Below are 17,672 nucleotides of genomic sequence, written 5' to 3' on the forward strand. Positions count from 1 at the left end.
CGCGGCGGGCCCGGGGTCAGACCGCCGGGGCCGGGTACGTCGGGTACTCCACGCCGGAGACGTGCTGGACGACCCGGATGACCTGGCACGAGTAGCCGAACTCGTTGTCGTACCAGAGGTAGAGGATCGCGTTGTCGCCGTCGACCTTGGTGGCGCCCGCGTCGACGATCGAGGCGTGGCGCGAGCCGATGAAGTCGCTGGAGACCGCGTCGGGCGCGCTGATGAAGTCGATCTGCCGCTTGAGCGGCGAGGCCAGCGACACGTTGCGGAGGTAGTCGAGGACCTCCTCGCGGGTGGTCTCGCGCTCCAGCCGCAGGCTGAGGATCGCGATCGAGACGTCCGGCACCGGGACGCGGATGGAGCTGCCGGTGATCGGGGCGTCCAGGTCGGGCAGCGCCTTCGCCACGGCCGAGGCGGCACCGGTCTCGGTGATGACCATGTTGAGCGCCGCCGAACGGCCGCGGCGGTCTGAGCTGTGGTAATTGTCCAGCAGGTTCTGGTCGTTGGTGTAGGAGTGGACGGTCTCCACGTGCCCGCGCAGCACGCCGTACTCGTCCGCCATCGCCTTCAGCGGCGGCACGATCGCATTGGTCGTGCAGGACGCGCAGGACAGGATCCGCTCGTCCGGCTTGATCGTGTCGTGGTTGACGCCGTGCACGATGTTGGGGACGTCGCCCTTGCCCGGTGCGGTGAGCACGACCTTGGCGATGCCCGCCCGGAGGTGCTTGGAGAGCCCCTCCCGGTCGCGCCACCGGCCGGTGTTGTCGATCAGGATGGCGTCCTTGATGCCGTACGCCGTGTAGTCGACCGTCGTCGGGTCGTCGGAGTAGATCACCTGGATCTCGTTGCCGTTGGCGATGATCTTGCTGTTCGCCTCGTCGACGGTGATCGTGCCCTGGAACTGGCCGTGGATCGAGTCGCGCCGCAGCAGCGAGGCGCGCTTGACGATGTCCTGGCCGGAGCCCTTCCGGACGACGATGGCCCGCAGGCGCAGGCCGTTGCCCGAGCCGGCCTTCTCGATGAGCAGACGGGCCAGGAGCCGGCCGATGCGGCCGAAGCCGTAGAGCACCACATCACGGGACGCGCGGCGCTCGATCTTGTTGTCGCCCGTCGCCCCGGCGACGGCCTCGGCGGTGAACTCCTCGACCGAGAGCCCGCGCCCGTCGGCCCGGTACGTCGCGGCCAGCATGCCTATGTCGATCTGGGAAGGGCCGAGATCGAGCGTCGTCAGAGCCTTCAGGAAGGGCATCGTCTCGGTGACCGAGAGCTCCTCGCCCGCGATCTGCCGGGCGAAGCGGTGGGTCTTGAGGATGCTGACCACCGACTTGTTCACCAGGGAGCGGCTGTGCAGCAGGACGTTGACGTCCTGCTCGCGGTGCAGCTTCCCGATGATCGGGATCATCGACTCCGCGATCTCCTCGCGGTGCATCCAGTTGGTGAACGAGTCGTCATTGACAGTCACAAGTTTATCTTTCGAGCTAGGCGGCGCTCATATGGTAACCGGCAGCCTTGCTGCCCCTTCGGGTGGCCCCTGCCTGCGGGTGAACCCCGTGGCGGCGCCCTGTGCGCGGTCCTGGCGGGCCGGAAGTGTCCAGCATGTGGGCAGCCGCCGACGCTACGGGGCGATCGGGGGTCAAGGCGGTGCAATCGGGCGCACGTACGAGGGCTCATACCAGAGTGGGACGGATGGCGGGCAAGTTCGACAACTGCCCGTCGCGCATACGTCATTGACGACTACCGTGTGTGCCCGGTGATCAACGGTGGGCTCATGACGTTCGGCCCGCCCGACCGATGACCCGCGCCCGACCGACCACCGTAGGGGCCACCACATGGACGCCGGCATGACCGTCGATCCCCGGTGCCCCCTGTACCGAGGACGCTGATGTCTCAACTTCGCGCACCCGACGCGCGACCGGACCGCCGTGAAGGCGGGCGGCACGGCCGCCCCGGCACGCGCGCCCACTCGGCCACGAGCAGGCCGCGTGCCGCGGGGCCTCCTCCCGAGGCCCGCATGCGCCCCCAGCTGCTTCGGACCGCACTGCTCCCGGCCATCGCTGCCGTGCTCAGCGGCGCCGCGGCCGTCATCTTCACCGTCCGCGCCGGAGCCGTCGGCTCCTCGCCCAGCCTCTGGGCGGCGCTCGGTGGATCCGGTGCGCTCGCCGTCGCCGCCGTCGCCGCCGCCTACCTCGGCGCCAACCGCGTCGCGGGCCAGGTGCTCGACCGGGCCCTCGCGCTCCGGCGTCTCAGCGCCCAGGGCCAGGCGGAGCTGCAACGGGTGGTGGAACAGCTCCGTAACGGGGAAACCGTCGCCACCCGGCAGCCGCCGCAGCCCACCGCGCCCGGTTCCGACGCCTTCGACCTGCTCGGCCAGGAGATGGCGCGGTCCCAGGAAGCCGCCGTCGCCGCGGTCCTCCAGGCGTCCCAGCTCTTCAGCAACGCGGGCAACGAACAGAAGGTCGAGGTCTTCGTCAACCTCGCGCGACGGCTGCAATCCCTCGTCCACCGCGAGATCCAGATCCTCGACGAGCTGGAGCACGAGGTCGAGGACCCCGACCTCCTCAAGGGCCTCTTCCACGTCGACCATCTCGCCACCCGGATCCGCCGCCACGCGGAGAACCTCGCCGTGCTCGGCGGGGCCGTCTCCCGGCGGCAGTGGAGCAACCCGGTCACCATGACCGAGGTGCTCCGCTCGGCCATCGCCGAAGTCGAGCAGTACCCCCGGGTCAAGCTGGTCCCGCCGATAGAGGGCACCCTGCGCGGCCACGCCGTCGCCGACGTGATCCACCTGCTGGCCGAGCTGGTCGAGAACGCCACGGTGTTCTCGGCCCCGCACACCCAGGTGCTGCTGCGGGTCCAGCACGTCACCGCCGGCCTCGCCCTGGAGGTGGAGGACCGGGGTCTGGGGATGCCGGACCACGAACAGCAGCGGATGAACGCCCTGCTCTGCGACCCCGACCAGGTCAACGTCGCCCACCTGCTGCAGGACGGCCGGATCGGCCTGTTCGTCGTCTCGGCCCTGGCCCGCCGCCACGGCATCGCCGTCCGGCTGCAGAGCAACATCTACGGCGGTACGCAGGCGGTGCTGGTCCTCCCGCAGTCGCTGCTCGGGACCGATCCCGACGCCCCGCAGCCGCCCGACGCCGCGCCCGTACCGCCCCCCGGCGCCGTGCACCGGCCGCCCGTCGAGGCCGGAACCCCCGTCGCCCCGCCGAAGAGCGGGGCGTCGAGGCCCGAGGCCCCGGCCGGGACGTCCGCGGACGGCTCGCACCAGGGGACCGGCCACGGGCAGAACGGCCGCCCCCAGGCCCGGGCGGCCGATCAACGGCAGGAGGACGGCCGCCCGCAACCGGCAGCGGGCGGCGCCCCGCCCCTCCCGCTGCGCGCCGAGCGCGCCGACCGCCCGACTCCGCACGCCTCCCCGCCCGGGCACGGGAGCAGGACCGACCCGGCGGCCCTCCACGAGCGCGAGGACCGGCCGGCCCCGTCCCGCTCCCGGCCCGAACTGCCGAAGCGGACGAACCAGGAATCCCTCGTCCCGCAGCTGCGCGAGGCGCCCGCCCCGCGTGTCGAGGACGAGCACGCCGTCCACGACCCCGGGCTCATGGCGGCCTTCCGGCGCGGCGTCGATCTCGCCGAGGCCCGGACCGCCCAGGAGGAGAGCCCCGACGGCGGACACGGGGCCCCCGGCCGCACGGGGGCCGGGGGGCAGACCGCGCTCGACGCCCCGCTGGAGTGCCTCGCGCCCCTTCCCGTACGCGGAGCCACCGCCCCGCCGGACCTCCCCGCCCCGCCCGACCGCCCGGGCCCGCCCGACCTCCCCGGTCCGGCCGTCGCGTCGCGGCCGGACCACCCACTGCCCGCGGCCGGCCCGCCCGTACCGGACAGCTACCCGCCTGACGCGTATCCGCACGACAGCCCCGCCTACCAGCGCGGCACCCACGCCGAGAGGGCCCACGACCGCGAACCGGGCCGGCCCGGAGCGTTCGCCGGGGATCCCTTCCTGCCGGGCCGGACGGTCCCGGAACCCCGCAAAGACACCACCTTCAAGGAGCAGACACCATGACGACCGATATGCCGTCCGGTCAGGTCTCGGACCTGGACTGGCTGCTGAGCGGACTGGTACAACGCGTGCCCTACACACGCAGCGCGGTCCTGCTCTCCGCCGACGGGCTGGTGAAATCCGTGCACGGCATGGACCCCGACAGCGCCGACCACATGGCGGCCCTGGCCGCCGGCCTGTACTCGCTCGGCCGCAGTGCCGGGGCCCGCTTCGGCGACAACGGGGACGTACGACAGGTGGTCGTCGAACTGGACTCCACGCTCCTGTTCGTCTCCACCGCGGGATCCGGCACCTGTCTCGCCGTCCTCTCGGGACGCGAGGCGGACGCCGCGGTGCTCGGCTACGAGATGGCGATGCTGGTCAAGAGCGTCCGCCCCTATCTGACGACCCCGCTGCGGCAGCCGGCCGGGGCGCCGTTCCCTCCGGGGCGCTGAGGATGCCGGCCCCGCAGGACGGGCCCCTGCTCGACGACGCGGCAGGCCGGCTGATCCGCCCGTACACGATCAGCAACGGCCGCACCCGGCCGTCCACCGCCTTCGACCTGCTGTCCCTCATCATGGCCACGGGCATCGAGCCGGACATTCCGCTCGGCCCGGAGCACGCGGTGGCCCTCGGTATGTGTGAAGGGCCGATGTCCGTCGCCGAGATCGCCGCGCACCTCCGACTGCCGGCGGTCGTCGCCAAGGTCATCCTCTCCGACCTGGTCGCCTGCGGCGCGGTCACCGCGCACGCTCCCGCCTTCCACGACATGCCCACCGACCGATCCCTGCTGGAGGCAGTGCTCGATGGTTTACGACGACAGCTCTGACCGCACCCGGACCTCCGAGTTCTTCCCCGTGGCACTCAAGGTCCTGGTCGCCGGTGGATTCGGTGTCGGCAAGACGACGTTCGTGGGCGCGGTGAGCGAGATCGCCCCGTTGTCCACCGAGGAACTGCTGACCCAGGTCAGTGTGGGGACGGACGATCTGGAGGGCGTCGAGTCCAAGACGGCCACCACCGTCGCCATGGACTTCGGCCGCATCACCCTCTCCGAGCAGCATGTGCTCTATCTGTTCGGCACACCGGGCCAGGAACGCTTCTGGTTCATGTGGGACGAACTCTCCCAGGGCGCCCTCGGCGCCGTGGTGCTGGCCGACACCCGGCGCCTCGCCGAATGCTTCGCCGCGGTGGACTTCTTCGAACGGCGCGGCATCGGATTCATCGTCGCCGTCAACGAGTTCGACGGCGCCTACCGCTACGAGCCCGACGAGGTCCGTGCCGCGCTCGACCTGGGACCCGAGGTGCCCGTCGTGCTGTGCGACGCCCGGATCGCCAGCTCCGGCACGGGCGCGCTCGTTACCCTCGTACAACACCTCATCAACGCCACCACGGCGCCCGCCCCACTGCAGACCTTCGGAGCCCACCCGTGACATCCTTCGCCACCGGCCGGATGCTCCTGACGCCCACCGACCGGCACGGGCCGGCCCGCGCACAGCGGCTGCGCGAGCTGGATCTCGGCGAACGCCCCGACTCCTCCTACGACGACTTCGACGCCTTCGCCGACAAGGTGGCCGAAGTCACCGCCACGCCCTTCTCGATGGTCAACTTCATCGACGAGAACCGGCAGTTCTTCGCGGGACTGCACACCCCGACGGGCAACCGCGGCGGCCGGGACCTCGGTTCGGCCGCGGCGCGCAGCAACCGCAGCGGCCGGTACATGGCCCGCGACCACGGCTACTGCCCGCACGTCCTCGTCCGGCGCAAGGCCCTCGTCCTGGACGACGTCTGCGACTACCCGCGATTCGCGGGCAATCCGGTGGTCGACGACATAGGCATCCGCTCCTACCTCGGGGCGCCGCTGATCGACCGCACCGGCATTGCGCTGGGCACCGTCTGTGCCGTCGACACGGTGCCGCGCCCCTGGGGGCGGGCCGGGCTCGACACCATCAAGTCACTCGCCCATGAACTCGTCCGGCAGATCGACGACCGGGAGGGCCTTCACCCTCTCTGACGCCACCGTTGCCGACGGTGCCGTGCTCAACTCACCGGCGGCGCACCGGTACTGCCCCGAAGAACCACCTTCCCCCCGATCCGCAGCACCCGTGAGCCTCCCGCACCCGACGGTGTCCGCAACGCGAGAGCGATCACCTGCTCGCCCATCTCCGTGAGCGGCAGCGCCACCGTGGTCAGCGGCGGCGACACCTCACGTACGACGGGAATGTCGTCGAACCCCGCGAGCGACATGTCCTCCGGGACGCGTACGCCGGCCTCCCGCAGCGCGGAGAGCGCGCCGACGGCCACGCTGGGCCCGCAGCATCGAGACGTACGCGATCTCCCGGGCGGGTTCGCGGAAGGTGGAGGCCAGCATCACCAGCAGGTCCTGCTCGGCGGCCGCGCGCATCACTCCACCGGCGATGCCCGCGAAGTAGGGGTCGCCGACGTCGTGGCAGATCAGCCCGCACGGTCGCGTCACGGACGCCGGGGCGCGTCGACCCTTTCGGGAGGGCTACGGCTGCCGCACCGCTTCGGCCACGACGCCGGCCGCGCGAAGCCTCCGCGCCAGGAGTTCGATCTCGGGCCCGGTGCCGTGGTGGCCGCCGTCGAGTATCCGCTCCAGCAGCGCCCGTGCCCGGGGGAGCGACCGCCCCTCATCGGTCCGCAGGACGCGGAGGACCGGCAGCCGCCGGACCGGGGCTTCCACCAGGACCAGCCGGGCCGCGCCGTGCTCGGCGAGCATGCGGGCACGCAGGTGATCGGGGAGCTCGCCGTCGCACACCAGCACCGTCGAGTCGCAGCGGGAGCACTGGTGCTCCTCGTCCCACCACACGCGGTCCTCCCGCACGGACTGCGTCCCCGAACAGCGCAGTTCCGCCCCGCAGGTCTCGCAGGGGGCGGACCAAGAGACCGTGGCGATGTCCATCTCGGCACCCTCCCGGCAAGGGGTCTCGGTAGCATTGAGGAGGCTCATTATGGGCGCTCGTGGTGCTGGACCCGGAATGCGGTACGGCCCCGGGCGCCGAACCGCGCACCTGGGGGCCCTTCGTACCGTCGCTCAGTAGCGCAGCCGGTCGCCGCCGTGATGGTGGTGGAGCAGCTTCAGCCCCGACTGCCTGGCGGCCGGCCCCGCACGGTTGAACTGCCGTGCCACCTCCCGGTATCCGGCCGGCGAGTGCAGCGAACCCGGCAGGCTCGGGACCACGATCCACCTGCCGCCCAGCGTACGGACGTCCTCCAGCGCCTGCGGGAGCCCGGAGCCGGTCACGGTGGTGGGTCTGCGGGGCGCACGGCGCCGGGCGGGGCCCACCGTGCTGGGCGGGGTCCACGGCGCTGGGTGGGGCGCGAGCCGCGGGCGCGCGTGGGTGTCACTGCTGGGCGTTACGGTCGAAGCCCGGCGAGAAGCCGCCGGGACCCCTCGAAACGGAGGCCCGGGATGCCCGCCGACGCCGTGATCACCGCCGCCGATGTCCGCTCGGCCGCGCTGTCCTTGCCCGCCACCACGGAGAAGCTCGCCTGGGGGCAGCCGGCCTTCCGGGTGGCGGGCAAGATCTTCGCCTCGCTCGGCGACGACGAGACGGCGATGGGTGTGAAGTGCCCCCGGGAGGACCGTGCCGAGTTGATCGCCGCCGAGCCGGAGAAGTTCTTCATCCGTGAGGGCCACGACGACCACTACGCCTGGATGCGCGTCCGGCTGTCCGCCCTGGAGGACGCGGCTGAGCTGGCCGCCATCCTCGCCGACTCCTGGCGGCAGGCCGCCCCGCGCCGGCTGGTGGCGGAGCACCCGGAGCTGGACGTGCCGGGGGGCGGGGCGGCGGGGCAGAGCGAGGAGTGAGCGCGGCGGGCGACCGGTAGGGGGCCGATGGGCGGTGTGCGGGCCGGGTGAACGGTCGCGCGAGCGGGCCGGGCAATCCGGGTGAGCGGGCCGGGCTGTGAGGCTGTGCGGGCGGGCGGCTCGGGCTGGGGGACCGGCCCGGCGGATCGGCCCGGCGGCCCGGCCTGGCGGCCCGGCGGCCCGGACCGGCGGCCCGGCACGCCGGGCTCGTGGGCCCGTGGATCAGGGGCGCAGGAATCCGGTGATCTGCTCCCGCAGACCTTGCGGGTCCAGGCCGTGCGCCGTGAGGTGCTCCTCCAGCTGCCCGTACCGGCGCAGCTCGGCGCGTCCCACGCCCAGCCCGAGCACCCGGTGGGGCAGGTCGATCAGCGCTTCGCCCGTCGCGGTGACGGAGGTGCCCGCCAGATAGGGCTCCACGACCACCACGTCCGCGGTCGCCTCCGCACGGACGGCCCGGCGCACCCCCGCCGTGTCGAACGGCCGCACGGTCGTCGCGTACAGCACGGTGACGTCCAGCCCCTCCGTGGCGGCGATGACGTTGTCGAGCATGGGGCCGACCGCGATCACGGTCCCGCGCCGCCCTTCGCGCACCACGGTGAACCCGGCCGTGCCGCTCACCGGCAGCGCCTCCCGGTTCGCCTGGAGCGAGAGGCGTACGTACACGCGGTCGTCGCCGGCGACCGACTCCCGCAGCAGGGCCTCGGCCTCGTCCGGATGGCCCGGCACGTGCACGGTCCAGCCTTCGAGCGTGTCCAGGAGGGCGACGTCACCGGGTGACATGTGCGTGAATCCCCCGGCCGGCCAGTCGTACGAGCCGCCGGCGCTCACCAGGATTCCGCCGACCCCCTGGTGCCCGAAGTCCAGCTTGACCTGCTCGAACGGCCGCTCGACCAGGAAGCTGGCGAAGGTGTGCACGATCGGCCGCATTCCCGTCAGCGCCATTCCCGCGCCGGCCCCGATGAGCAGCTGCTCCCGGATCCCGACGTTGATCACCCGGTCCGGGTGGGCGCGCAGAGCCGGGGCGAAGCCGTCGGTGCTGATGTCGGCGAGCACGACAGCCAGCCGGGGCTCCTCGTCCAGGAGTCGCGAGGCGGTGCTGATGAATCGGTCACGCATGGTGTCCATGAAGGGGTCCTCCTCGGGGCTCCGGTGTGCGGAGCCACGGTCGAGCGGTGGTCGTGCGGGTGGTGCTGGTCAGCTCTTGGGCTCGACGCGGGCGACGACGGCCAGCGGTTTGCCCGGGTGGGGCGTGGTGAACGCCGCGTACAGGGCCTCGTGGTCGCGACCGTCCACGGTCATCGCCGCCCACCCGGCGGACGCGAAGCGGGAAGCGATCCCGCCGGGCCAGCCGTGGGTGGCGGACGCGTTGTCGATCACCAGCGTGTGGAGTTGTTCGAGCCCGGCGGGGCCCGCGTGGGCGATGGCTTCGTGGTTGCTGCCCTCGTCCAGCTCGGCGTCGCCGATCAGGACCCATACCCGGGGATCCGTGAGGCCCTGGGCGCGCAGCCCCAGTACGGTTCCGACGGCGAGCGGCAGTCCGTGCCCCAGGGACCCGCTGCCGATCTCCGCCCCCGGCACCAGAAGCCGGTCCGGGTGGTGCCCGAGCGGTGAGTCGTACGCTCCGAAGCCGGGCAGCAGTTCCTCTCCGAAGAAGCCGTGCGCGGCGAGGATGGCGTAGTAGGCCATCGGCCCGTGCCCCTTGGACAGCAGGAAGCGGTCCCGCCCGGGGTCGTCGGCCGTCTCCGGTGTGACTCGGAGCACCCTGTCGTAGAGCACCCACAGTGCGTCGAGCGTGGAATGGGCGGCGGGAGCGTGCTTCTCGGCACCGGTCATCAGGGCGATCAGGCGGCCGAGGTCAGGGAATGCGCGGGGGCCGCGCACAGGCGCGGCGGTTGTGTTCGTCACGACACAGAGCGTTCAACATCAACTGCGGTTGAGGTCAAGCGCGGCATGGTGTTGGTGACCACCTGCTGGAGTGCGGTATTGTTCTCATGCGCGTTCAGCCAGGGGAAACCCCAGGTCAAACGGGCAGCGGGACGTGGCGCAGCTTGGTAGCGCACTTGACTGGGGGTCAAGGGGTCGCAGGTTCAAATCCTGTCGTCCCGACTGGAGACAGTCGTAGATCAGGGGCCGGTTTCGGAGCAATCCGAAACCGGCCCCTGATCCTTTTTGGGGACCAACCGGGTACCAGCCGGGGGCCAACCGGAGGCCCGGCGTCCCCCGGCCTCATCCGCCGACACCCCCGCACGTGCTGCGGACCGCCCGTCGCTCCGGCGTGTTCCCGGCGTCGCCCCGGAGGGTTCCACGGCTTCACGGACCGGGCCCCGGAGCGACGGTGGGCACGTCGGGAGGTCCTGCGGGGCGCTGGCCGAGGGGCGGTGGGGAGGGGGTCCGAACGCATTGTCACTGGGGCCGCCTAGAGTCTCTCCCACTCGTCACGGTGCGTTGCCGTCGACGGGTCTCATCAGCGTGCCACCGGTTCGGCGGCCGTTCGGAAACAGGGGAGAACAGCGCATGGGGTGGGTGTCGGCAGGCGACTACGAAGTCGCTCTCGAGGCGGGCAAGGTGGTCTGCCGCAACGGGAAGGGGCGGCGGCTGAAGTCCGTTCCGGCCAAGTTGAAGGACGATCCGGCGGTCGTGGGTCTCCGGCAGCTGACCGAGTGGATGGAGCGGCACGAACGCCGGTGCCTGACCGACGTCGAGCAATGGATGGTGCGTTCGCTTCCCGTTCCCACGGCCGTGCTCGCCAGGGTCTGGCCCGACCCGGCGTGGCAGGCGGCCCTGCGGGACGTCGTGGTCACCGGCGCCGACGGCGGGGTCGCGGGGTTCCTGCGCGATGTCGATCCCGAGCGCGGTCTCGGCCTCGTCGACCTGGACGGCGACACGGTCCGCATCACCCCGGACGTGGTCAGCGTGCCCCACCCCGTCCTCCTCGACGACCTCGACGACCTGCGGGAGTTCGCGGTCGAGCTGGAGGTGCGCCAGCACGTGGAGCAGCTGTTCCGTGAGGTGTGGCACCGCCCGCCCGGCCTCGCCCCGGAGACCACTTCCGTGGATACCTACGCCGGCGGCGTGTTCAAGGAACTGCGCTTCCTGCACGGCCGCGTCACTCAACTCGGGTACCGGTCGCGCGGGGGATACGCGGTCTGCCCGGTGGTCGAGGACGGCGCCGTCGCCGAGGCGCGCATCTGGATCGGTGAGCACGACGGATACGACGAGTACGACACCGAGACGGGCCCCCTGGGCTGGACCGACCCCGCCGGGCGCGCGCTGACGGCCGCCGAGGTCGGCCCCGTGGCCTGGTCGGAGGGCATGCGGATGGCGGCGGCACTCTACGCCGGCCGCGACGTGGCGGACGAGGAGCGGGCGGCATGAGCATCACGACGACGAACACGGACGCGAAGGCGACGGCCCGGGACGCGGCGTTGCTTCCCGGCCAGGCCCGGGGCGAGAGCACCTCGGTCCCCGCCGTCGAGGCCCGGGCGACGGCCCTGCTGGACGCGGGCGCGATCCTCCCGGCCGGCACCACCGGCCGGGACGACGCCGACGCGCTGACCGCCCGCACCTACACGCACACCGCCCTCGGCGACCGCCCCGTGGTCCGGCTCGTGCCCGGCACGCTCGGCGAAGCCGAGGACCTGGCCCTGGAGTTCCTCGGGCTGGCCCGGACCGCCGAGGCCCCCGTCGTCGGTCAGGTGCGCCGCGAGACGCTGGGCTTCCCGGCCTGGGCGCTGGTCAACGACCCGGCCAACGGGCACCACGCCCTGGCCCTGGTCAAGGACATCGAGCGGCTGGGCCGGCAGGCCAAAAGCCGTGCCGGAGCGGCCAAGGACGGCTTCGACGCCCTCGGCACCCGGCTCGGCCGGGCCGTGCCCCACTTCCTTCCCACCTACTACGAGCAGGTGGCACGCCTCTTCCTCCAGGCCGAGAACACCAGTTACGCCGCCTCCTTCTTCGGCAAGGCCCGCGAAGCCGAGCGGGTGCACGGACTGGTCGTGGACGAGGAGCGGCAGCGGGCCGTCTTCCTGGAGTTCGCCCTCGTCGGCGCGCTGACCGTCAAGGCGCTCCGGCAGTACGTACGGGACCTGGTGGCCCGGCTCGCACCGGCGGACGCCTGGGCGCAGTACCGCCGTCTGCTGGTCGAGCGCTGCGCGGCCGGCATGCCGCCGTACGCGGCGCTGCCGCAGGACGTGCGTGCCCTGGTCAAGGCCGCCGGGCTGGACCGCGAGGCCGCCGAACAGGAGCTGGTGGCCGATCTGATCGGCTCGCCGGGGGTCGTCCGCGCTCCCGCCTCGTTCTGGGCGGCGTACCGCTCCTCGCTCATCGTCCTGGCCCGACGGGACGCGGCCGTGAGGACCCGCCTCCTGGGCTTCTTCCCGGAGACCTTCGACGAGAGCGGCCGGGACGCGGACGGCGAGCCCGGCTGGCTCGCGTTGCTGGCCGAGTCCGGCGCCGAGGAGCTGCTGACCGCCCTCCCGGACACCTCCGCGACCGTGCCCTCCGACTCCGCCGCCCTCGCCGCGCCGCCCGTCTCCCCGGCGGACTGGCTCGCCCGCTGGGAGGCACACCGCAGGCACAGCCGGGTCACCTCGGGCCGCTGCCCGGGGACCCTCGGTCTGGCCGCCCGGATGGTGGACCGGCTGCGTGCCGACGGGCGCCCCGTCGAACTGTTCCAGGGCCGCTGGCAGCGCACCGCCGACCTGGACCTTCTCGATCTCTGCCTGGCCTCCGGCGTCCCCGTCGCCGAGCCGGACGACCAGGACGCGGGGACCGCGCGGTCCCTCGGTGTCCCGATCGGCCCGTGGCTCACCGACACCACGCCCGGCGCGCGGGATCTCACCGCCGTAGCCGAACGGCCGGTCTTCCGCGCCCTGCTGAGCCGGAACGTCGGGAACCTGGGCGACGGACACCGGCAGCGGCTGAGCGACGCCGGCCTGGCGAAGATCGCGGCGCACCCGGTGCTCTCCGTCATCCTGCGGGAGTGGCTGACCGCCCGGGCCGAGGAGTACACGGCCGCACGCGGGCTCCCAGGGCTGCGTACCGCCCTCAACAGGCTCTCGTCGTTCCGCCCGGTGGTCGCGGACGTCGCCCCGGAAGCCGTACGACTCCTCGAGAACCACGAAGTCGTGCCGCTGCTCGCCTCCACCCTGCGGGCCGGTGTCCTCGACGAACTGGGCTGGCCCGCGCTCGACGAGACCTACGCCGAACTGGCCGCCGAGGCCGCAGCCGCCGGGCGTCAGCAACGCAACCGGCGGGAGAGCGTCGGCGTCACCGGCGCCTGGCCCGCGCTGATCCTGAACACCCTCGAACGGGCCGTCGTCGTCGGCCCGGAAGGCGTTCTGCTGCGGCACACCCTGCGGCTCCCCGCCACCGTCGACCACTGGCGGACGATCGCCCTGCGTTACGTCGACGGGGAGTTGCTGGTCATCTGGTGGGAGGACGGCAAGCAGCGCGGCTACTGGTCGCACCGCCCCGCCGAGGTCTTCACCGTCGGTGGCGAGCAGATCCCCCGCTGGGGCGGCTCCGGCGCCTCGGACGACATCTGCCTGCCGCTGCCCGGCGGCGGCAGGGCCACGGGCGGCAAGGCCCTGCACGCGGGAGACACCTCCCTGCCGCCCCAGCGCGCCGTCATCTCCGACGGCACGGGTCACTGGCGAGAGGGCCACCAGGGCACGCGGCGGGTGTGGCTGGAGTACGACCCGGCCGCCGGCACGCACGGCCGCGCCTCCCTCCCCTTCTTCCTCCGCTCCGGCGTGCACGACGGAACCCGCCTGCTCGCCGAGCACTGCCAGGTGCTGCCCCTCCAGCCCGGCCTGGAGACCACCCCGTTCGGCACGGACGGCGCGGTCCTCGGCCGCTGGGTCCGTCGTACGGTCTCCGAGACCGGCACGGCCGCCCCCGCCGACGGGCATCGCATCGTCGCCGGCACTCCCGACGGCCACACGGTCACCCTGCCGGACCCGCTGCCCGGCGGAGCCTCCCGCGTGCCGGTCGGCGCCCTCGTCCTGCCCGGCGGTGCACGGCCGGTCGCGGCCCTGAACCACCGCTCCGTGGAAGCGCACTCGGCGGACACGGACGGCACCGGGGGCAGCCTGTGGTCCGTCACCACCGACTCCTCCGGCGGAAACGACGCGGCGGGCACCCCCTATGTGCCTCCCGTCGCCTACTGGCACGCCCTGCGCCCGAGGGACGAGCGGGGCTCCTTGGCTCTGCGGAACCTGACGGACGCCCGGGCGGAGGAGCTGTTCAATGAGGTCGCCGCCGCGGTCGCCCGGCACCTGGAGGCGTTCCGGGCCGTCGAGGACTACACCGGGCCCTCCGCGCGGGAGCTGACCGAGGAGGCCGCCGCCCGGGTGCTGCCCGAGGTGTCCGACGCACGGCTTCTCGCGGGCGTCACCGCGCTCGCCCGGAACGCGGTGGACCGGGCTGTCTCAGCCGCCCGGTATCTGGAACCGCCCGAGGACGTTCAGCCGGTCACTCCCCGGGACACCGCGCGCACCAAGGGCATGTTCTTCGATCACGAGCCCGAGCACGGCGACGACACGACGCTGCGGGACGCCTCCGCCTGGGGTCACGAGCGGATGCGCGGCAGCTGGTGGAGCGGCGGGCGCCGATGGACCGTGATCCGGCAGATCCTCGCCGTCAACCACGTCCTCGGCGGCGGGCCGGCGTACGGCCCGCCCACGCCGTCGAAGGTCCCGTTCACCCCTGTGGACGGCTGGCAGCGGGACGAGTACACCGTGCCCGGCGACGCCCTCACCTGGACCTCCGTCCTCGACAGGCTGCCCGAACTGGCCTACCGGGCCTCCTCGGCGGCCACCTCCCCCGAGCACCGCACCGGGCTTCTCGTACTGCTGGAAGCACTCGCCGCGGGGCCGCTGGCCGACCCGGCGGGCACGGTCAGGCTGGTGGAGCTCGTCGAACCGCTCGGCGGAGGTGCCCCCGGGCGCGGTCGTCCCGAGGCCGTGCACCGCCTCGGCCAGGTGCTCCGCAAGGACGCCCGCACGGTCGTTGTCATCGACGACCGCGGCCGGAACTCCCGGGACGACGCCGCGCGCTGGCTCGCCCTGGACCACGATCCGACCGGCGCCTTCGGCCCCGTCCCCGGCTTCACCCTCGACCGCGAGCGCGTTCACCGGCAGGGCATCGCCCGCGACCGGCTCACCCGGCTTACCGCCCTGGTACGGGAGAAGGGCCCTGCGCCCTGGCGCCCGGAGGCCGTCGAGGCGTTCCACACGGCCACCGGAATCGGTCCCCTCCAGGCCGCCGCCCTGGTGTCGGCAGCCGTTGAGGAGCCCGGCGCCGAGGCGCTCGCGCTGCTCGGCGCGAAGACACGTGCCTTCGAGGAGGCCCAGGCAAGGCTGGACGCCCTGCCCCGCGACGACCGGCACGCCCTGCTCCGGGCGCTGCTGCCCGCGGACCCGGCCGAGCTGTGGTCCACGGGCCCCGACGTCCGGGCCGCCGCCGAGGTCTGGCAGGAGCGCCTGGCCTCCCTCGTACGCGTCCCCGAGGAGCTGGACCTCGACCTCTCGGGCACCACCCCGGACGCCGTCGACCTGATCCTCAACGCGCACTCCCGGGCCTGGCTCGCCCACGGCACCGCCGTCCAGGACGGCACCGGCCGTCCGGGCCCGCGCCTGACGGGCGCACGCGGTACGGTCACCTCCGCCCTGACCGCCCTGCGCACCCTCGCCTACACGCTGCCGTACGGGCACCCGCTGCGGGCGCACCTGCCCGTCGGGCTCGCGGCTCTGCGCAGCCGCCTCGCCGACCCGGATCTGGTGCTGGACCTCGGTCTGCACTGGACCGAGTCGGGCCCGATCGGCGCCGCGGTCCGCGCCGCCCACGGGCTCCCCGAGTCCGGCGGCGCCGACGCCGACGGGCTGGTCAGGGTCGGCACGGCGCTGCTCCTCGCCCCCGGTTACGGCGACAACGAGAAGCTGCTGATTCGCCCGGCCGGCCTGGCAGGCTCCGACGACCCGGTGTTCGGCCTCGTCGAGGGCACCGTCAGCAGCCACGGCACCGGCGATCTGCTCGCCCTGCGCGCACTGCTGGGAGAGGAGACCGACCTGCTGGCCACGGCGGGCGCCCCCGACGGCTCCCCGCCCCACCCGGCCCAGGACCCGACGCGTGCGGTGCCGGACCTGGTGGCCGAGGCAGCCGACGCCCTCGGCCTGAGCGCGGACGCCTCCGCGCTCTACCTGATGCTGCTCGCCCTGCCCGACCCCACGGACCGCAACTGCGTCCGCTGGACCGGGTGGAAGCCGGCACGGGTCAAGAAGGCCCGTGCGGAACTCGCCGCCACCGACCTCGTCGTGGAGGCCAAACGCCCCCGCGCCGGCCGCACGTTGTTCCTCCCCTGCGGCTGGCTGGAACGCCGTGCTCCCGGGCTGCCGCTGGAGACCTGGAAGGAACGCCTGTACCCCGTGGCAGGGTCCGCCCGGACCGTGCCCCACCTCCCGGTGTCCGGGCTGTTCGCGGCCGCCTGGGCACGGGCGCGGGGCGGCGACGCCCCCGCCTTCGAAGAACTGGACACCCGCGCAACCCGGAAGGGCCGCCGCCGATGACGAACGACGCCATGATCACCACGGACAGCACCACTACGGATAGCACCGCCACGGGCGGCGTCCCGGGCCAGGCGACGGCGCCCGGCCGGGAGCGCCGCCAGATCACCCTTCCCGAGGACCGGTACGCCACCGAGCTGGCCTTCCTCGCCGCCCACGACCCCGGGCCCCGGCCGCCCGGCTGGCTGCTCACCCCGCGTGCCGTCGTCACCTTCGTGACAGGCAGCGCGGGTGAGGCGCTGGGTCTGCCGAAGGGCGCCAGGCCCGGTGCCGGGGTACCGGGCCGCCTGGTGATCGAGCAGAAGTTCGTCGGCGAACGCGCCCTGGTCGAACGGTGTGTGGTCACCCTCGCCGGAGAGCGCGGACTTCTCCTCGTGGGCGAACCCGGCACCGCCAAGTCCATGCTCTCCGAACTGCTGTCGGCGGCCGTCTGCGGGACCAGCGCGCTCACCGTGCAGGGCACCGCGGGCACCACCGAGGACCAGCTCAAGTACGGCTGGAACTACGCGCTGCTGCTCGCCCAGGGACCCACCGAGCAGGCCCTGGTGCCCTCCCCGGTTCTCACCGCCATGACCCGGGGGGCCGTCGCGCGGGTCGAGGAGGTCACCCGCTGCCTGCCGGAGGTCCAGGACGCTCTCGTGTCGCTGCTCTCCGAACGGCGGATCGCCGTCCCCGAGCTCGCGGGCAGCGAGGGCGCCCAGGTGCACGCGGCCCCCGGGTTCACGCTCATCGCCACCGCCAACCTGCGGGACAAGGGAGTCTCGGAGATGTCCGCCGCGCTGAAGCGGCGCTTCAACTTCGAGACCGTGGGCCCCATCGGGGACGTGGACGCCGAGACCGCGCTCGTACGGCGCCAGTCGCGGGCGGCCGTCGAACGTGTGGGAGCCGCCTACCAGGTGGACGACGCGGTCCTCGAAGCGCTGGTCACCGCCTTCCGGGACCTGCGCGAGGGCCGCTCCGTGGAAGGCTGGGAGGTCGAGCGCCCCTCCACGGTGATGAGCACGGCGGAGGCGGTCTCCGTCGCGGGCTCCCTGGGTCTGGCCGCCGCCTACTTCCCCGGCGACCGGGACGTGCTCTCCCTCCTGCCCGGCCATATCCTCGGCGTCGTCCGAAAGGACGACCCCGCCGACGCGGCACGGCTGCTGGGGTACTGGGACGGCCCGGTGCGCAGGCGCGCCGAGCAGGGGTCGGCCACCTGGCGTGCCCTGTGGGACCTGCGCGCGGTGCTGGAGAACTGACG

General features: G+C 73.2%; 13 protein-coding genes, 1 tRNA gene and 2 pseudogenes. 10 read left to right on the forward strand and 6 right to left on the reverse strand.

The features are described from left to right. Positions 1 to 16: 16 nt before the first annotated feature. Positions 17 to 1,462, reverse strand: coding sequence for a glyceraldehyde-3-phosphate dehydrogenase (locus PSQ21_RS32225; protein WP_274034876.1), 1,446 nt, complete (start codon positions 1,460 to 1,462; stop codon positions 17 to 19). 420 nt (positions 1,463 to 1,882) lie between these two features. On the opposite strand from PSQ21_RS32225, the gene PSQ21_RS32230 reads away from it, so the two are divergent. From PSQ21_RS32230 to PSQ21_RS32250, 5 genes are read left to right on the forward strand one after another with little or no spacing between them, the layout of a single operon-like run. Continuing rightward, complete coding sequence (locus tag PSQ21_RS32230) at positions 1,883 to 4,063, forward strand: sensor histidine kinase (protein WP_274034877.1); 2,181 nt, start codon at positions 1,883 to 1,885, stop codon at positions 4,061 to 4,063. Then, positions 4,060 to 4,494, forward strand: a complete 435-nt coding sequence (locus PSQ21_RS32235) for a roadblock/LC7 domain-containing protein (RefSeq protein WP_097870478.1) — start codon at positions 4,060 to 4,062, stop codon at positions 4,492 to 4,494. The genes PSQ21_RS32230 and PSQ21_RS32235 overlap by 4 nt, the downstream gene beginning before the upstream one ends. A 2-nt stretch (positions 4,495 to 4,496) precedes the next feature. Next, positions 4,497 to 4,868, forward strand: a complete 372-nt coding sequence (locus PSQ21_RS32240) for a DUF742 domain-containing protein (protein WP_012378185.1) — start codon at positions 4,497 to 4,499, stop codon at positions 4,866 to 4,868. Then, positions 4,846 to 5,469, forward strand: a complete 624-nt coding sequence (locus PSQ21_RS32245) for a GTP-binding protein (protein WP_274034881.1) — start codon at positions 4,846 to 4,848, stop codon at positions 5,467 to 5,469. Before PSQ21_RS32240 ends, PSQ21_RS32245 begins: the two co-directional genes overlap by 23 nt. Then, positions 5,466 to 6,050: a GAF domain-containing protein gene (locus PSQ21_RS32250; protein WP_274034883.1), complete on the forward strand. Its 585-nt coding sequence runs from the start codon at positions 5,466 to 5,468 to the stop codon at positions 6,048 to 6,050. The genes PSQ21_RS32245 and PSQ21_RS32250 overlap by 4 nt, the downstream gene beginning before the upstream one ends. 26 nt (positions 6,051 to 6,076) lie before the next feature. Here the strand turns inward: PSQ21_RS32250 and PSQ21_RS37845 are convergent. From PSQ21_RS37845 to PSQ21_RS32265, 3 genes and pseudogenes are all read right to left on the reverse strand, one after another. Next, positions 6,077 to 6,524, reverse strand: a pseudogene (locus PSQ21_RS37845) (substrate-binding domain-containing protein); the annotation flags it as partial. A 21-nt stretch (positions 6,525 to 6,545) separates the two neighbouring features. After that, complete coding sequence (locus PSQ21_RS32260; protein ID WP_274034886.1) at positions 6,546 to 6,959, reverse strand: hypothetical protein; 414 nt, start codon at positions 6,957 to 6,959, stop codon at positions 6,546 to 6,548. A gap of 147 nt (positions 6,960 to 7,106) precedes the next feature. Further along, positions 7,107 to 7,301, reverse strand: a pseudogene (locus PSQ21_RS32265) (sugar phosphate isomerase/epimerase); the annotation flags it as partial. 168 nt (positions 7,302 to 7,469) lie between these two features. Between PSQ21_RS32265 and PSQ21_RS32270 the strand changes: the two are divergent. After that, positions 7,470 to 7,868, forward strand: coding sequence for an MmcQ/YjbR family DNA-binding protein (locus PSQ21_RS32270; protein ID WP_274034887.1), 399 nt, complete (start codon positions 7,470 to 7,472; stop codon positions 7,866 to 7,868). A gap of 222 nt (positions 7,869 to 8,090) precedes the next feature. On the opposite strand, the gene PSQ21_RS32275 is transcribed toward PSQ21_RS32270, so the two are convergent. Both PSQ21_RS32275 and PSQ21_RS32280 read right to left on the reverse strand, forming a co-directional pair. Beyond that, the gene (locus tag PSQ21_RS32275; RefSeq protein WP_274034889.1) at positions 8,091 to 8,993 is read right to left on the reverse strand and encodes a transketolase family protein; all 903 of its coding nucleotides are present in this window, start codon (positions 8,991 to 8,993) and stop codon (positions 8,091 to 8,093) included. A 69-nt stretch (positions 8,994 to 9,062) separates the two neighbouring features. Beyond that, on the reverse strand, positions 9,063 to 9,773 hold the full coding sequence (locus PSQ21_RS32280) for a transketolase (RefSeq protein ID WP_274034891.1): 711 nt from the start codon (positions 9,771 to 9,773) through the stop codon (positions 9,063 to 9,065). A gap of 127 nt (positions 9,774 to 9,900) precedes the next feature. Between PSQ21_RS32280 and PSQ21_RS32285 the strand changes: the two genes are divergently transcribed. The 4 genes from PSQ21_RS32285 (at position 9,901) to PSQ21_RS32300 (ending at position 17,670) form a co-directional block, all read left to right on the forward strand. After that, positions 9,901 to 9,974: transfer RNA gene (locus PSQ21_RS32285), tRNA-Pro, on the forward strand. A 408-nt stretch (positions 9,975 to 10,382) separates the two neighbouring features. Continuing rightward, positions 10,383 to 11,243 carry a DUF4132 domain-containing protein gene (locus PSQ21_RS32290; protein WP_274034893.1) on the forward strand — a complete coding sequence of 287 codons (861 nt, stop codon included), beginning with the start codon at positions 10,383 to 10,385 and terminating at the stop codon, positions 11,241 to 11,243. Continuing rightward, positions 11,240 to 16,435 (forward strand): hypothetical protein, encoded by a 5,196-nt coding sequence (locus PSQ21_RS32295; RefSeq protein WP_274034894.1) that lies wholly within the window; start codon positions 11,240 to 11,242, stop codon positions 16,433 to 16,435. Before PSQ21_RS32290 ends, PSQ21_RS32295 begins: the two co-directional genes overlap by 4 nt. After that, positions 16,432 to 17,670: an AAA family ATPase gene (locus PSQ21_RS32300; protein ID WP_274034896.1), complete on the forward strand. Its 1,239-nt coding sequence runs from the start codon at positions 16,432 to 16,434 to the stop codon at positions 17,668 to 17,670. Before PSQ21_RS32295 ends, PSQ21_RS32300 begins: the two co-directional genes overlap by 4 nt. The last annotated feature ends 2 nt before the right edge of the window (positions 17,671 to 17,672 follow it).

Source organism: Streptomyces sp. MMBL 11-1 (assembly GCF_028622875.1).
GTDB lineage: Bacteria > Actinomycetota > Actinomycetes > Streptomycetales > Streptomycetaceae > Streptomyces.

Coding starts and splice junctions, on each gene's coding strand:
- PSQ21_RS32230 (WP_274034877.1), top strand. CDS start 1,883: ATGTCTCAACTTCGCGCACCCGACGCGCGACCGGACCGCCGTGAAGGC.
- PSQ21_RS32235 (WP_097870478.1), top strand. CDS start 4,060: ATGACGACCGATATGCCGTCCGGTCAGGTCTCGGACCTGGACTGGCTG.
- PSQ21_RS32240 (WP_012378185.1), top strand. CDS start 4,497: ATGCCGGCCCCGCAGGACGGGCCCCTGCTCGACGACGCGGCAGGCCGG.
- PSQ21_RS32245 (WP_274034881.1), top strand. CDS start 4,846: ATGGTTTACGACGACAGCTCTGACCGCACCCGGACCTCCGAGTTCTTC.
- PSQ21_RS32260 (WP_274034886.1), bottom strand. CDS start 6,959: ATGGACATCGCCACGGTCTCTTGGTCCGCCCCCTGCGAGACCTGCGGG.
- PSQ21_RS32270 (WP_274034887.1), top strand. CDS start 7,470: ATGCCCGCCGACGCCGTGATCACCGCCGCCGATGTCCGCTCGGCCGCG.
- PSQ21_RS32275 (WP_274034889.1), bottom strand. CDS start 8,993: ATGGACACCATGCGTGACCGATTCATCAGCACCGCCTCGCGACTCCTG.
- PSQ21_RS32290 (WP_274034893.1), top strand. CDS start 10,383: ATGGGGTGGGTGTCGGCAGGCGACTACGAAGTCGCTCTCGAGGCGGGC.
- PSQ21_RS32295 (WP_274034894.1), top strand. CDS start 11,240: ATGAGCATCACGACGACGAACACGGACGCGAAGGCGACGGCCCGGGAC.
- PSQ21_RS32300 (WP_274034896.1), top strand. CDS start 16,432: ATGACGAACGACGCCATGATCACCACGGACAGCACCACTACGGATAGC.